Below are 15,526 nucleotides of genomic sequence, written 5' to 3' on the forward strand. Positions count from 1 at the left end.
CCTATGATGACATAGTTTCCTTCATCATTAGTGTCCCGTTAAAATTGGGACGAAGTTAATATTAATCAAATAGTCCCTCCAAGAGGGGATAATCGAGTTCTTTGACATCGTTGAAATTAGTCTTTTCGAAGAGATCTCTCAGTGGAGTCTTATCCGTTAGTGAGATGCTCAAAATCTGCAGGACCTCATAAGTTGACCGCTTTAGTCGCATGTCGTGTTGGACGATGGCGACAAGGCAATAAGTTATGATTGCAGAGCAAATTTGTATTCTGACAGCGTTCTCTGTAGTGCCCCAGAATTTCTTAATCTTGAGGTGCTGCTTGAGCCACTTGAAGAACAACTCAATCTGCCATCGGTTCTTGTAGAGATTAGCAATTTCGAGAGCGGTAAGATGGAATGCATTCGTCAAAAATGCGAAGTCTCTGTCTTGCTCGTCATCGTGAAATCTCACAAGTCGCAGCCTCTCAGGAAACTTCTTCTGTGTGTTCACATCCGTGAGTTCAATAACGGAATCAGAAAGCACATTCTTAGGCAATCTACGTTTCCATTTCGTACACTTGTACTGTAAGTTCTTCTTCGCCCGAACCACGAAGTATGATTCATTAAGACAAATCTTGTAGAGTTCCTTGAATGCATTGTAACCACGGTCAAATACGTAGTAAGAACCTGATTCATAGGGAATCTCCTTCATTGCCTTTGAATCGTGTACCGATGCAGTCGTAATATGGAAGAAAGCAGAAACCTGGGACTCCAGATCATAAAGGACATGCGCCTTAACGCCTCCTTTCTTCTTGCGGAACTTTGCCCACCAGAATACTGACAAGCAGAGCGGAATCGTTGTTGAATCAAATGCATAAACATTCCCCTTCAGCTTGAAGATGTCGGTTGCTCGTTTCTTGCGAGCCTGTTCCATCATGAAGAAGGCAAAGTCTTCAAAGATCCTGTAGTCACGATTCTGATTCGCTGTGGCAAATGTCGTTTTCGCTATTGGATTACGCCCCATTCCAAGGTGATAACATTTGGATTGGTGAGTCTCCAATGCAACGACAACATCACGCAGGCTCTCACGGTTACAGAGTTGTCCGAACATGAGTGCCATGAGCTGATTCCAGCAGGTGAAGTTCTTGACATACCTGTTCCCATCATACTTGTCAACCAGGTGACGGAACTTGTTGTTGTCGAGAAATTCAACCAATTGAGCGAATACATATTTGTCTTTGTTCATAGAGCAGTCCCTTTATGGGCTGCAAAATTACAAATTCAAATCGTCGCACATGAAAAATTACTTCTAATAGACTATGTTTCAACTATTTCAAAGACCGACTTGCCCGCTTTTACGGGACAGTAGTGTTCCTTCATATCCGGTGAAAAACTCCCTGAATTTATCAATTCCTCTTACCATATCATATTATTTATCATAGTTTCCAATTCTATTTGAATGCGTTCATCATCCATATCCTTCATGGCCAGAAATAAAGACAATTTGTCTACAATGCCGTTTTTTGAGAAAAAACATGGATTGTAACGCCATATCTCTATGCGGGTCTCGCCATATTCCTTGTCTGTCCGGATTTGCAACCGTCGAGCTTCTTCTTTTGCAATGGCATAAGTGTCATTTTTTTCCTTGTTCAGCATTGAATATTCCGACAAGGCATTTACTCCACTAATACAAAATACTTCATCAGGCAGACTATCGGTATATACAATCCGCTCGATGGGGTTCGCCAGGAACGGCAACATCCTGTCCCATAATTCACGCTTTTTGAACTGAAATATCATACTCTTTGTCTTGCCGCCGGATAAAGCGATAACTTCTTTATCTTTCAGCCATCTGACCGCCCGGTTTACATTGGCATACGACACGTTGAAAAGATCTGCAATATCATAAGTTCCTTTCCCTTCGAGAGACTTTACTTCAAGATGATAAAGGATTATGCATTGGGCAATTGCAGGAATCTGCGTTTCTTCACCGCCCCCGATATTATTTTTATGCGGTTTCAAATCTATCAACAAATCCGGTATGAACATTTGCTTTTGCGGTATGATGAAATTTACACGATGTCTGACAAGACGCCGTACATTATAGGCCGCCACTGTACGCAATACAAATATTACCGGGCATTGGGCTTTTCGCTCAACCAGTTCTTTTTGTTTCCGCATCTGCCCCGGAGTATATGCAGAACTGTCTGCACTATACAGAAGAACTACGTCATGCCCCAACAAGTTAGCCGTACAAAATGTATAACCGGCAGTAATATTGGCTGGGAATGTATGCAAGACATCCTTTTCGACCGGCCTGATGTCCGCCCTCAAATCAAGCAATTCAGCGATGTACCGGCTTGTCACATCTATAAAATCATCTATTTTGCACATAATCATTTATGTTTAAGAATATGCAAAATTAACGATTATATACTATATATCAAAGAAATATATGAAATATATTCAGCGAAATTTCCTTTAAAGACTGATCTGGGAATATCAGGAGCAAAGAAGTTTTTTGTATAACATATGGATTACAAGTGAATAAGAACCGTGTCTTCAACCTTTCCACGATTCTTTGTCCTACTCTTTCGGTGAATCAAAACAAATTCGATATGGACGAAAAAATGCTTTCATTGGAACAGGAGATCAAGATCAAGGAAAAAGCCCTCAAACTGAAAGAGGAGAAGAAACTCCGCAAGATTTGTCCGATGGTCGTTTTCGGAGACACCGCAAACGGCGAGAAAGAGATTTATGTGGCCTACATGTCCGAACCGAGCTTTCCGCAGTTCAGCAAATTCATGGCCGCTTCCAAAAAGGACGAGGTAATCGCCATGCGCACGTTGGCCCGCGACTGCTTCGTGGACGGAGATAAGGAACTCGTGGACGACGAGTCGCTCTTCCTGTTCGGTCTGATGGGACAGCTTTCCGAGCTGATCACCACCCGCCAGAGTGTCCTGGTAAACTTATAAGCCGGTGGGTAGTGACCGACGAGCAGCGCATCCGCCAGCGGATGATCTATGTCCGCCACTACTTTCCCGGCGTCAACCTCGACACGATTTCCGACGAGGAGTTCGCGATGCTTTCCGAAGAGGCGTTGTGGCTGCACGAGCAGATGCTCATCAGCCGTATGCCCGTTCCGATGTCATTGCCGGAGAGGACTCCTTGACCTGCCGCCGTAAGCTTCCGGTTTGCGGCGGCCTTCGTTTCATAATCTCCGCCCTTGCGGAAAGACTATTCTTTTAACGCAGTACCCATTACCATGGCTCAGGAACAGAACTATCAGGTCAACTACTCCATCAACGTGGATGCCTCTCAGGGCACCAAGCAGGTTATCGCCTTCGGTGAGGCGGTAGGCAAGCTGGTACAGGCGAAAGCGTCCCTGACTCCGGCCGTCACGAACATCAAGAATATGATGGACGAGATAGACCGCGTGTTCCGCACCAAGAACGGCAAGAAACGTAATTTCGATTACCGCCTGACCATCGATACGAAAAAAAGCGAAGAGAAGCTGGAACGTATCAAGGGGTTACTCACGGATATTTCCACGCTTTCCAAAGGCATCAGCCTGACCATCAATGCCGGTCAGGCTTTGGACAGCAAGAAAATCAAGGCCAACGCCAAAAGCCTTTACGAGAAAAAGGCTGCCGAGATGCGCAAAGCGGAGATCGAAAAGAATGCCGCCTCGTCCGTTGGCACGATGGCAGACGCGCAGAAACGCATTACCAAAGCCATCGGGAAAATCAACTCCGCCCTGGTTTCCATGGAACGTGACCGGGAACTGCAAATCAAGACCGGGACGGCGGAAAACAGGTTGCAGCAGATACTTTCCCTATTGGGTCGTATCAAAAGTGCTTCTGTCATTTCTTTCAACATGCAGGGAGGCATACCATCCGAAGGACTCACACCTTCCGTTCCGGTGCCATATGCTCCGCAGGCCTTCGTAATGCCCGAAAAGGCCCGGCAAAAACTGATGGAACGGCTTTATGCAGGACAGCAGCTGCATCGCCAGAAACTGGTCCACGCGGAGGAGCTCTTTACCGCAGACCAGCGCCGTAAGGCGGCTCTGGCAGAAACCGCCGCGGCGGAAAAGCGGCGTGCCGATGAAGCGCGGGCTAAAGAACGGGAGTGCAAGAATGCCGCCCGTGCTGCGGAGAAAATACGCCGGCAGGCAGAACAGGCACGCCGTAAGGCAGAAACGGAACGTATAAAGGCCGAGCAGGCTGCAAGACGGCAGGAACAGCGCAATGCGATGCAGTCCGTCAGGCTCATGCAGCGGGAACATACTGCAGCCGGTACGCTCTACCGCAGTAAACGCCGTGCCGCCATCAACCGTATCCAGTATTCGAAAGCGCCGTCACTCAGGAACCTCCCGTTCGCTTCGATGCTCAATGCCTATATGGGTTACAGCCTGATCCGTTCGGAACTGACGAAGGCCATCGACTATTCCAACATCATGGAATCGGCACATTCCATCCTCCGTGTGGCGGACAGCGACCTCAAGACATTCGAGACCCGTTTTGACAGTATGGCCCGTCATGTCCGTAAAATCGGCATCGACACGAAATACACAGCCGTGGAGATTGCCGGTGCCGTCAAATACCTGTCGATGGCGGGCATGAATATCGAGACAATCAACAAGTCCATCCGCCCGATCACGAACCTGGCACTTATCGGTGACAACGACGTGTCGTATATCGCCGACCTGGCCACGAACATCATGGCCGGTTATGATATCCATAACGACAGCATGGACAGCGTGGCGGACATTATCTCCTCCACCATTTCCCGCTCGAATGTGAATATCGTGGAGATGGCGGAGTCATACAAGATGGCTGCCGGTTACCTGCGTATGGCGGGCGTGGACTTCACGGAAAGCAGTGCCGCCATCGGTCTTTTGGGCAATATGGGTCTGAAGGGAACGCTGGCGGGAACCTCGTTGCGTGCTCTTTCCACACGTTTTGCCAAACCTACCAAGGAGGCACAGGAAGTTCTGGACCGCCTGGGCATCCGGTTCACGGAAATGCGCGACATCGAGGGGGTGCAGGTCGAGAAACTCCGTCCTATAGCGGACATTTTCGAGGAATTGAACAAGAAGGGCGCGTCGATGGCGGATGTCCAGGCAATCTTCGGGAAAATTGGCGGTAACGCGGCGATGATGTTCCTGAAGAACTACGACAAACTACGAGAACTGACTTCATATAACCGGGGGTCCCAGGGCGTTTCCTCAGAACTGGCATTGGTAAAGCAGAATACGACCAAGGGATTGTGGGCGCAGGTGACCTCCCAGCTGACCGAAGGGTTCATGCAGGCATACGAGGTGTTGGAACCCTCTATCCGCACTGTGCTCCGCACTTTTCTGGCAAAGTTCAAGGCTCCGGAATTTACCCGTGGCCTGGTGTCCATCGGGAATGCCTTGTTGGACATCTTCACCGTGATCGGCAATATCGGCGCATGGGTGACCCGCAATTTCCATTGGATAGAACCGCTTGTCTTTACAGGCGTTGTCGCGACCCGGCTGTTCAAGGTGGCGGGAGCCCTGACGAATATCGGCATCGCCATGGGGTTTATCGGCAAACAGTCTGCGGCCACGACATCAATCAGTGCCGTGCAGGGGCTGCTGGGGGCGGGTGGTATCGGTAAGGTTTCGTTTGCCCAGAAGCGGGCCATCGTGTCGGCCATGCAGTCCGCAGGCGTGGCGGGACGGGGAGCGATGAACCGCGCCTTGATGGCCGGGGGCGGTGTCATCGGAGCCAAAGGAGTCCTGCAGTCGCTGTTTGCCACACAGGTGGCTACCGGCAGCGGACTGACCGGTGCTGCCGCCTCGTTGAGTGCCATCAGTACAGGCGCGGTTGCCGCCACGGCAGGTATAGCCGCATTGGTCGGGACTTTGGGATGGGTGGCTTACAAGACCTGGAAGATAAAGGAGGCGAAGGATGCCGTACTGGAAGAGATCGAATCGAACCGCAAGTACCGTTATCCGTCCATAGAGGCACTTTACTCCTCCCTGAGCGAGACCTATAACATGGCTGTCAAGACAAAGCGTGCCGTGGACGAGGTCGTTGCCGGCAAAAGTATCGAAGAGGCTTCGGGACATAAAATCGGAGCCTTCACATCCAACTGGTGGGCCGGGTTCTTGGGGGAATTTGCCATCGCTTCATCTGAGGGGATGGTATCGCGAGACCATGTGTATAACATGGACAAAGCCCGTCAGGATGACATAAGGGATGCGCTTGTCACCCTTGCCAAACGCGACAGCCAGACACGTATCGATGCCGCGTACGCCGAGTTCGGGAAGATGGGTACGGTATTGGAAGTGGACGCTTTCCTCAAGACGGTAAAGGAGCGTTTCGGGCAACAGGAGAAGGATCTCGACAAGTCTTTGTGGCGTATGCAGGATGGCAAGGCCGTCTATGTGAATGATATCGGGGACAGGTCGGAAGCGGTTGCCGCCCGCACATACGACTATGCCCGGTACATGAACACGCAGACCGTTCCGGAGATTGTGCGTGCCGCCACCGCTTATCGGAATGCCATATCGAGTGCCGCCAATGCGCATGAGCTGATGCGTAAGGGAGGGTTCGACTTTGACCAGTTCAGGGCCTGGGGATTCGAGCAGGACGAAAACGGGCTATGGAAACAGCGGGCACTGGGGCAGAACGCCACCGATGCGCAGCGTATAGACAACATCGCGCATCGCAAGCTGGCACATACGACACTCGTGAAGTTCTTTTCATCGCTCCGGCAGACTTTCGGAGGTTCGGCGGAGGCAGCCGAGAACATCCTCCGCGTGGCGGGCTTCACTCCCGACCAGTACGGCAACGAACCGGATTCCAACGATACACGTCCGTTTGCTGCCAACCCGATTACCAACACGCATCTGGATGACGGAGGGGCCGGCGGCAACTATTCCGGCACGGGGCGGTTGTCCTCGGCGGCACCTAAACAGGTCATCGTGAACATAGAGAGCCTGCTCAGTGTCAGGACCATCGACCTGATGAAGTCGAAGGAGGGGCAGACGGAAGAGATACAGAACCTGAAAGAACAACTGGCACAGGCGCTCATCGATGTCGTGCATGACTTCGATGCCTCCTGGAACGCATAAAATGAAAGGATTATGGGAAGACTGATACAAATCGCGGCCTCGACTTTGTTGAGCGGAGGCATACTCAACCACGGTTCGCTTGGCGGATACATCAGCAACGCCACGCGTCTGGCGTTGGGCATGGGGCTTGCCGAATTGCAGGACGGGCAGGTACATTACTTCTCCAGGCACCATGACCTGCTCAAACGGGCAGCCATACAGGTTGCCTCGCAGACGGCTTACGGGTTGCTACGTTCCTATCCCCGATACCTCAAATACTGGGAACAGCAGGTGCGGGACAAATATCTTCAGACACAGTCGCAGTCCAGCCTTGCGAACAAGACCGGACAGTACTACCAGCTCATCAGGGAACAGCAGGCGGTGGCGCAGAAGAAAAACCATATCGATTCCATCGTCGGCCGGACAGTGGCGGATTTTCTGGAACTGTCCATATCAGAGGAGGGGAAGTATTATGACAACAGCGAGTGCAAGGTTTTGCCGAACAGCCGGTATGGACTGGTGACATTCGTGGACCTGGGACCGCAGGTACAGGTCAGCAGCCGGAACAATATCCTGCTGACCCGGGTACAGGGGCGGGACTATACCCGCAAGGAATATATATCCGGGGGTGACCTCGAGATTACCATCAACGGCAAGATCACCTCCAAATACCCGGACGTGTATCCCGAGGCGGAAGTGTCCAAGTTTATCAGGCTGGTACAATACAAGGGTGTCATCGATTGCGACAACACGGTATTGCGCCAGTTCAACATTTCACGGTTGATTATACAGGGCTATACCTTACAGCCTACGGATTGCCGGAACGTGCAGCCGTATTCGCTGAACTGTGTCGCCGTGGAGCCATCGGAAGCCGTGGAACTGAAACTGGCGGAACAGGAAAAGGTGGACACGGCCATCAAGCACACGAACAAGTGGATCAAGTATGTTAAATTCGGTACGGAGGTCATCGACCCCGCCTCGTTGCTTAAACTGACACGTTTATGGGTATAGCTGCAATGGATATCCTCTGCTGTCGCATCACCATCGGGGATGCCGACCCATCCAATCCGATGAGGATACAGAACGGCGTGGAGATTACGGAAGTCCAGTCGCTCGAAATCAACGAGAGTTACAAGAAGCTGATCGGAACGGCCAAAGTGATATTCCCGAAAGGGTCGGTATGCCGCTCCACGATTATCGGGAACGTGACATTGGAGGGCAAGGACGTGTCGAGGATAACGACGGAGGTGATGCAGGACGGTGTCATCATCGAGAAACGCAGCGCGCAGCGTCTGGTTGACGAGACGACATTCAAGGTCGGACAGCGCATCAATATCAAGCTGGGCTACAACGGCGTGCTGAAAAATATGTTCGACGGATACATTACCGGATACAATTCGGACAGCACGCTGGAAATCCAGTGTGAGAATATGGCCTACAAACTCAAACTGAAACAGGCACCTCATTTCGAGACCCCGGCGAAAGGGACGACGGTGAACGAGGTGCTGGAAGGCAAGTATAATATCCTGAAAGATACCGGCTTCAGGATACACTCGGATACGAAGCGGTTTGAGATACATATCGGCAAGGTAAAGGTCACGGACAACTTCACGGTAGCGGATATCCTTTCCGAATGGTCGAAGTACAAGGTCTACTGTTTTTTAAAATACGATGCCGATGATGACGGGGCCATACCGTCCATTGCCGTCGGGCGTCCTTATTCGTCCAGCAAGGCTCAGCCGGTATTCCCGGAGGATGAATCGACAGGACCGTACAGGATATACTTCAACGAGCATGTGGCGCAGAGCAACCTGAAAGTGGTCAAGACCGATCCGAAGTTTTTGGCGGTGACGGGCAAGGCACTCGGGACGGATGAAAAATTCTTTGAGGTGACAGTACGCATGAATCCTGAATACGACCCGGCGACGCCGGGCAGCAAGGAGTTTCAGACGGTCAATGCCACGCAGATTTCAAAAAAGACGCACAAAGTAACGGGCAACACGACGGCATCAGGAGCGAAGACCAGGACCAAGGTGGATTTATCCACATATACCATCGTACCATATATGTCACCTCATGTCGGAATCAATTCCGACCGGCTTGTAGAAGAGACGACGGAATACTTTCGGAATTACAATCTGAACGGAATCACCGGCAATGTGACAGTATTCGGGGATTTCGGACTGTCTCCTGCCGTACAGGTGGAACTGATCGACTACCGTAATCCTTCCAAGAACGGCGTATACCTCGTGGAAGAGGTAACGACTACTTTCGGGGTGGGTGGATACAGGCAACAACTGAGTATTCCGTATAAAATTAGGAAATAAGATTTACCGTTATTCAACAGGAGGAATTTCTATCAATGGTTCTTCGTTTATTACCTTGATAATATTCGGAAGTTCGCTATTGTATTTATCGTCAGTAGAGCAATCAAAACCTTTTCTTCCACTAATGAAATCCGGTGTCGAAGTTTCAAAAGACCCTTTGCGTACAACCGGTATAAATTTAGTGGTTCCCTGATTGTTATATATTTCATGTGATATTATACCCCCTTCATAAGCGGCACCTCCTTTACCGGATTCAGCTTTCTCTTTATACTTTGGAGTCAGAATGCACAGAACTTTAGTTGCCTTACGGATGCTTTCAAGCATAAATTTAGGCAAGTCAGTTCCATGAGGTTGATACTGGTCTATTTGAGCATCAATCCCTCGTCTTCGCAAATCTTTGGCGAAAGTTTGAATCCAATTCATAAAGACATTGTCTTCTACCTCCCACGCATACGAAATCAACACAAACGGCTTGTTTTTATTCACAATTGGTTCTTCCGCCACTTTATTGAGAATTTCAGGCAGAGGCGTATTATCGATTGTAGGAATGTCTACATCTGCCCAAGGATTCAAAGCTTCTTGTATCGCATCTTTTGGAGTATTCATTAGCAGCAGCCTGTTTATTTTGATAGACAAATCTTTGAGGAATTTTTGTACATCATTCTCATCAAGAGCTAAAAATAAAGTCCTATACCATTTAATTCTTGATGTAAATTCTTCCTTTTCCCGCAATTCTGCCATATATTCCCCATATGTATGAGGTAACGACAATGTTGTTAAATATGGCCTGATTGTATTATAAAACAATGGTCCATCTACATACAGCGGCGCATAATCATTTTCTTTGTTCGGTCCGATAATATTCCAAAGCTGTTCATATATATCTGATCTACTGGTCTCTTTTTCATAAATTGTCCGCTCAAGGGAAATTTTAGGAATAACACACTCTCCCCCATTTATAACATCGGCACCATTCTCCGTAAGAGCTATAAAATCTCTATCTTTTAAGTAAAGATAGCCATTATCAATGAGGGTATTTACCAGGAAATACAATATACCCAATTGATTACGAGTAAATTGCTTTTCAGCTGCAAATCTAAAATTTCTGAGCATGTTACCTTGCCCGGCTTTAAAGCATCTTGATTTTTGAAAGAAATCAAATATATATGTAATATAGGATTCTAAAATTTCTTGTTTCATAAGTAATATCATTGTCTTTGCAAAAGTACAAAATAATTGGCAACCAATAAACTATGCTCCTCCTATTCTTTCAAAAAACTCATGTCTTCAGACAAATCCAACCAGTTGCTTATCCGTGAGGCTATCCGCAAGATAGCCTTGGGACGGAGTATGGAGCGTATCAATCTGGCTCCCGGAGGCATGTCCGGTATCGGTACGGCCCGCATGATACACGGCTATGTCGCCAAGATACACGACAACCCCTCGGACGAGGAGTTTTCCGACTACGGCGGTACCATTGATGTCGGCGAGTACCCGGACGAGACGGCCTCCGCCGAACCTGTTATCCATAAAGGCGTGTTGCTCTCGGCCGCCACCAACAGCGAAGGCGGCTTCCTGATCGTCCCCGCACTTTTTTCCGACGTGACCATCTTCATGGATGCCGCCACCCGTTATGCCTATGTGGTTAACTTCTCCCATGTGGATATCCTGCGGCTCAATGCCCGCACGGAAACCGTCATCGGCGTGACCGAAATGGAGGAACTGGATCCGGAAAACGACTCTTCCCCGGACTACGACGAACTGGAAACCACCGGTAACGAGACCTCCACCCACTATACGCCGACGGCCGTCACAACAACCGTTAGGAATGACAAGGACAAGGAAGCGACAACCGTTATCGATGCGGAAAGCATCACGCATACGGTGGACAAGTCTGAAGTCAGACAGACAGCAGATAAAGTGGTACAAAAGGTCAATTCCACGACCGTTGCCGTTGCCGACAACAAGGTGACGCTCGGTGACGAGAATGCCACCGAGCCGCTGGTTCTGGGTAATGAGCTTGCCCGGCTGATGCTCGACTTCCTGACGGAATGTTCGAAAATCATGACTCCCACACTGATGGGCACGATGTCGCCGATCAATATGCCGAACTTCATCTCGCTGACATCACGTATCCAGAAATTTCTTTCCAAGACCAGCTATACCAAATGAGCGTACAACTGCATCCCGATATAGAAACCCTCGACAAGGAGAGCCTGTGCTATTCCATCTATGCACAGCTGTACCATAACTTTTTCAATGCCCAGCAGAAAAAGGACGACGAGCATCCTTACGGCATCGAGGAAGGCGACGAGACCAGCCTGAGACTGAAGAATACCGCTTACGGTTTTGCATCCGCCATTGCCGGAGCCGTTACGGGAGAAGGCGGTTCCGGAAGCGGTGGCTTGCTGTTGGATTACCTGAAAAAATCGGGCGGTGACATGACCGGCAAGCTCAGTGCCAATTACGGTTTCGAAGCCGGCATTGGAAACACCCGTATCCTGGAAACCTATTCGCAGGACATTACCGATCCGGAAGGTGTGGTAACTGCCATCGAGTACGGTATCAGGATTACCGGCAACCTGAAAGTCGGGGGCGACAGCCTGCATATCGGCGGCAGGCAGTTGCTCCGTTACGACGCGGACAAGGCCACCGCTACAATCAACGCTTCCCATATAGACTTTCTGGATGCGACGGTACATTCCAAAGGGGCATGGATTATCGGGGACGAGGATACAGGAATATCCATCTCCCCGACACGGCTGGCCGTGGGCGGGCAGGATGTCTATCATCGTGGCAACGCCAATACGGACACGGTGGATTGGACGATGCGGGACGGCATGGTGAGACGGAATCTGACGGTGCGAGGGAGTACGGTCATGGATGGCGGACTGAAAGCCTTGCAAGGCGTGGAACTGGGCGACAAAGGGAAATGTCTGCTTTCGTTTTCGGAAGAGGATGTCGCGCTCGGCGGGTTCCTCTCGTTCCTGGACGGATTCGGCATCCGGATCGGAGATGTTCCCGTACTGCTCTGTACCGACAAGGACAAGATACAGTTCGGGAGTATCGGCGGTGACCTTCTTTTAGGCGGCGACCATACCCCGAAGATACGCCTGTTCTCCGGCATATCGGACGTGGACGGCGAGTGTCTGATGCTTTCCCCTTACGGAAAGGCTTGTTTTCCGGGCTCGCTGACTGTCCGCCACAACTACGGCGCCGACCTGCTCTCCTCATACCGGGTAGACACTTCCGATGAAGGTATCGTTATCCACAAGCGCTTGCGGATGGGCACAGCAGAGGGATTTATGTTCACAGGCGACAGGGAGCGCGTATCGCTTTCTTCCGAGGTAATCTACGAGGAAGAGGACGTAAGGACGGCTATCCCTCACAGCACGGATTTTTCACACCGTCCGTCCGTGAGCTGTTATGCCCCGCAGAACCGTCACAGCGAATCGTTCCATATCCGCACCGATGCCGATTTCGTTACGGTCGCTGTTCCGTTGGAAGCAGCCGGGCATATCGGAATCCATGCGTCGCCCACCCGGATTACTGACAGAATCCTATACTTGACAGAGGCGTTACGCCTGCAAGCGGTGGAGGACGGTATCCGGCATTACGGAAACAGCGTCTTTACCGGGTCGCTCTCTTCGGAGTTCTTTTCCCCGGGCCTTTCCGGAAGCGGATGGGCTGTCCGCCGGAACCGGACGACAGGAGGCGTCTCCGCCACATTCGACGAGGTGGTGGCCCGCCGTAAGTTCCGCGCCTATGAGTTCGAGGTCGAAAAGACTTCGGTAACCAACGGTTCCTTCTGGATCAGCGACAGCTGTTCGGGAGACACCGTGGAAAAACTGTCATAATCCATGTCCGTATTCCGTTATCCGACATACAAGATCCGTATTGCCCCCGACTCGCAGAAGACACAGGGACTGCAAGCCGGGGATATCATCCGCAGGCAATATGCCGAACGGGAGCGTACCGTCTATTCGCTGATGTGCGTGACAGAAACCGGAACGGAGCTTGTCGGAGACAAGGACGCCCCTTATTTCATCGGGGCATTGCTGGACGGGGACGAACCGCAGGGCGGTGAACTGCTGGACTTCGTGCGGATTACCAACCTGTTCGATACGGCACGTAGCGGCGCCTTGTACCTGACGGCTTCTGACAGCGATTCACCCTATATGGATGTCATCGACGGCATGGCGACCGAACGCTCCCTGTGCTATCCCGTCATGGACGGAGGCATGGCGGGAGTGCCGGACAAGTCCAGGTACGCCGTTTATGGCAGCATGCTGCAAACGGAATATCTGGATGCCGATTCGGAAGCGACACGCATTGTCCGCATTATCCGCAACGCGGAACCGGCAGGAAACGCTTCCTTCGGGCTGATGCTGACATTGGAAGAACCGGTCGGATACCCGGAGCGCCTGCTGGTATCGTTCAAGGTCAGGTCTTCCAAAACATCAGGTTCCGTACCGATCCGATTCGGCTATACGAACCGTGAAAAGACGGATGCGGAAGATGAAATCTCCATCGGCCGGGAATGGAAGTACAAGTTATGGGTCATCACCGTGGATTACCCGGCACAGTACAGCCGGAGCCTGTTTCTTGACCTGACATCAAGCCTGGCCTCCGAGGGGGACTGGTGCGAGGTCGCCGACCTGAACATTGTTCGTCTTGCCTCCGTATCCGCTTTCAGCGAGGCGAGCAAGGCCCGTGTGGGAAAGGTCAGCGGCATCATCGATCCGGTCTTCGGCATGTTGGATGGTTACGGGGCCTATTTCCAGAATCTCTATGCCACACGCAATGTCAATATAGCCGGCACGCTTACCGCGGGAGACGAGAACGGTTTTTCAAGCACGTTTTATGTGGGCAAAATCCACAAGAATGTCATACCCGACAGCCTGTCCTGCCGGTTCAGCCATTCGGAAGAGCTGGATGAAACATCTCCCGCCGGACTCGGGCGGTGTGTACGGATAGCCGGAGACAGTCTTCTTGGTGCGCAAAGTGCCGCCTGGCGGGAGGCTCATACAGGAGTCTGTTATTGTTTCTCAGTCTGGATAAAAGCGGAAGATACGGCAGCCATCCGGTTCTATCAGGATGAACATCTTGTCGGTGATCGGACGGTGGCTGCCGGTAAAGGATGGGTCCGTTATAATGTCCCGTTCCTCATACGCGGGTCAGATTCCCCCGTCATGTGTCTCGGCATTGCCGCTTCCGTCCCCCTGTCGTTGTCCGCCCCTCAATTGGAGGCCGGAAGGAACGTGACCCCCTATCAGGCGACCGATGAAGCCTTGTCCTACACGGACGATTACGGTGCCTGGTTCAATAAGGGAGGTATCGGGGGTACCATACAGAATCCCCTGTTGCGGCTGAACGAAGACGGCTCGATCGTTTCACGGGACGGTTCTTTCGTCATCCATCCGGACGGGACGGGCCATTTCGCCTCGGGACGGTTCAAGTGGGGCAAGGATACCATCGAACTGCGCGATGTGACCATCCGCTGGGAAGACCTCGATGAGGAGGCGCAGGAACTGCTCAAGCCCCGTTCCGTCTCCCTGACAGGCGGCACGGCGTTCCATTTCAAGGACGAGCTTTCAGGCGCATGCGAGCCGGAGAATATCCCGCTTGTGGCGACCGAATACAATTTCGAGCCGGAAAGTCGGCAGTGGGAATACCTTGCCGTTGACGGCATATGGAAAGATGCCGGATGCAATGCCGCCGTATTTGAAATGACACCCCCGTTTCATGGCTGGGAAGGGCGCGACGTGCTGACCCTCCGCTACACGGCAACATACCGTAATGAAAAAATCAGTGCGACCCATACCTTTTTCAAACTTTACGACGGATCTCCCTCCTATACTGTTTATGTGGAGTCTGAAAACGGCACGACATTCCGCAACGGAATCGTCTCGACGGTACTCCGTGCCAGGGTGTACAGGGGCGGTGAAGAGATTACATCGCTCATTCCCGACGGCAATTTCCGCTGGATACGGACGAGCCGCGATACGGAGAGTGACAGGATATGGAACGCCGCACCGCGTTACGGCAGGGAGATAGAGATAACCGGCGGGGACGTGTGGCGCAAGGCCGTTTTCGATTGCGAAGTGGAAATAACAAATAACCGATAATCTAT

General features: G+C 51.2%; 11 protein-coding genes. 8 read left to right on the plus strand and 3 right to left on the minus strand.

What is annotated here, in order from left to right:
- Nucleotides 1–61: 61 nt before the first annotated feature.
- Complete coding sequence (locus tag HMPREF2794_RS20225; protein WP_070752435.1) at nt 62–1,225, minus strand: IS4 family transposase; 1,164 nt, start codon at nt 1,223–1,225, stop codon at nt 62–64.
- Between the two features lie 170 nt (nt 1,226–1,395).
- Nucleotides 1,396–2,373, minus strand: a complete 978-nt coding sequence (locus HMPREF2794_RS20230) for a hypothetical protein (RefSeq protein WP_004303975.1) — start codon at nt 2,371–2,373, stop codon at nt 1,396–1,398.
- A 224-nt stretch (nt 2,374–2,597) separates the two neighbouring features.
- Here HMPREF2794_RS20230 and HMPREF2794_RS20235 point away from each other — a divergent pair, with 224 nt between their 5' ends.
- From HMPREF2794_RS20235 to HMPREF2794_RS20250, 5 genes are all read left to right on the plus strand, one after another.
- A complete protein-coding gene (locus tag HMPREF2794_RS20235; RefSeq protein WP_008860783.1) occupies nt 2,598–2,954 on the plus strand; it encodes a hypothetical protein in 357 nt (118 codons plus the stop codon).
- Nucleotides 2,955–2,965: 11 nt separating this feature from the next.
- A complete protein-coding gene (locus HMPREF2794_RS28040) occupies nt 2,966–3,151 on the plus strand; it encodes a hypothetical protein (protein WP_004293597.1) in 186 nt (61 codons plus the stop codon).
- A 93-nt stretch (nt 3,152–3,244) separates the two neighbouring features.
- Nucleotides 3,245–7,087, plus strand: coding sequence for a phage tail tape measure protein (locus HMPREF2794_RS20240; RefSeq protein WP_004293596.1), 3,843 nt, complete (start codon nt 3,245–3,247; stop codon nt 7,085–7,087).
- Nucleotides 7,088–7,099: 12 nt separating this feature from the next.
- Nucleotides 7,100–8,077: a DUF6046 domain-containing protein gene (locus tag HMPREF2794_RS20245; protein WP_004293595.1), complete on the plus strand. Its 978-nt coding sequence runs from the start codon at nt 7,100–7,102 to the stop codon at nt 8,075–8,077.
- Complete coding sequence (locus HMPREF2794_RS20250) at nt 8,068–9,393, plus strand: hypothetical protein (RefSeq protein WP_004293594.1); 1,326 nt, start codon at nt 8,068–8,070, stop codon at nt 9,391–9,393. The genes HMPREF2794_RS20245 and HMPREF2794_RS20250 overlap by 10 nt, the downstream gene beginning before the upstream one ends.
- 9 nt (nt 9,394–9,402) lie before the next feature.
- On the opposite strand, the gene HMPREF2794_RS20255 is transcribed toward HMPREF2794_RS20250, so the two are convergent.
- Nucleotides 9,403–10,593 (minus strand): toll/interleukin-1 receptor domain-containing protein, encoded by a 1,191-nt coding sequence (locus HMPREF2794_RS20255; protein WP_246839624.1) that lies wholly within the window; start codon nt 10,591–10,593, stop codon nt 9,403–9,405.
- Nucleotides 10,594–10,674: 81 nt separating this feature from the next.
- On the opposite strand from HMPREF2794_RS20255, the gene HMPREF2794_RS20260 reads away from it, so the two are divergent.
- The 3 genes from HMPREF2794_RS20260 to HMPREF2794_RS20270 are packed head-to-tail and all read left to right on the plus strand — an operon-like array spanning nt 10,675 to nt 15,521.
- Nucleotides 10,675–11,565 (plus strand): hypothetical protein, encoded by an 891-nt coding sequence (locus HMPREF2794_RS20260; protein ID WP_004293592.1) that lies wholly within the window; start codon nt 10,675–10,677, stop codon nt 11,563–11,565.
- The gene (locus HMPREF2794_RS20265) at nt 11,562–13,250 is read left to right on the plus strand and encodes a hypothetical protein (protein WP_004293591.1); all 1,689 of its coding nucleotides are present in this window, start codon (nt 11,562–11,564) and stop codon (nt 13,248–13,250) included. The genes HMPREF2794_RS20260 and HMPREF2794_RS20265 overlap by 4 nt, the downstream gene beginning before the upstream one ends.
- A 3-nt stretch (nt 13,251–13,253) precedes the next feature.
- On the plus strand, nt 13,254–15,521 hold the full coding sequence (locus HMPREF2794_RS20270; protein WP_004293590.1) for a hypothetical protein: 2,268 nt from the start codon (nt 13,254–13,256) through the stop codon (nt 15,519–15,521).
- The last annotated feature ends 5 nt before the right edge of the window (nt 15,522–15,526 follow it).

It is taken from the genome of Bacteroides sp. HMSC067B03 (assembly GCF_001811315.1).
GTDB classification, from domain to species: Bacteria; Bacteroidota; Bacteroidia; order Bacteroidales; family Bacteroidaceae; genus Bacteroides; species Bacteroides faecis.

Coding starts and splice junctions, on each gene's coding strand:
- HMPREF2794_RS20250 (WP_004293594.1), top strand. CDS start 8,068: ATGGGTATAGCTGCAATGGATATCCTCTGCTGTCGCATCACCATCGGG.
- HMPREF2794_RS20265 (WP_004293591.1), top strand. CDS start 11,562: ATGAGCGTACAACTGCATCCCGATATAGAAACCCTCGACAAGGAGAGC.
- HMPREF2794_RS20230 (WP_004303975.1), bottom strand. CDS start 2,373: ATGTGCAAAATAGATGATTTTATAGATGTGACAAGCCGGTACATCGCT.
- HMPREF2794_RS20225 (WP_070752435.1), bottom strand. CDS start 1,225: ATGAACAAAGACAAATATGTATTCGCTCAATTGGTTGAATTTCTCGAC.
- HMPREF2794_RS20240 (WP_004293596.1), top strand. CDS start 3,245: ATGGCTCAGGAACAGAACTATCAGGTCAACTACTCCATCAACGTGGAT.
- HMPREF2794_RS20255 (WP_246839624.1), bottom strand. CDS start 10,593: ATGAAACAAGAAATTTTAGAATCCTATATTACATATATATTTGATTTC.
- HMPREF2794_RS20260 (WP_004293592.1), top strand. CDS start 10,675: ATGTCTTCAGACAAATCCAACCAGTTGCTTATCCGTGAGGCTATCCGC.
- HMPREF2794_RS20235 (WP_008860783.1), top strand. CDS start 2,598: ATGGACGAAAAAATGCTTTCATTGGAACAGGAGATCAAGATCAAGGAA.
- HMPREF2794_RS20270 (WP_004293590.1), top strand. CDS start 13,254: ATGTCCGTATTCCGTTATCCGACATACAAGATCCGTATTGCCCCCGAC.
- HMPREF2794_RS20245 (WP_004293595.1), top strand. CDS start 7,100: ATGGGAAGACTGATACAAATCGCGGCCTCGACTTTGTTGAGCGGAGGC.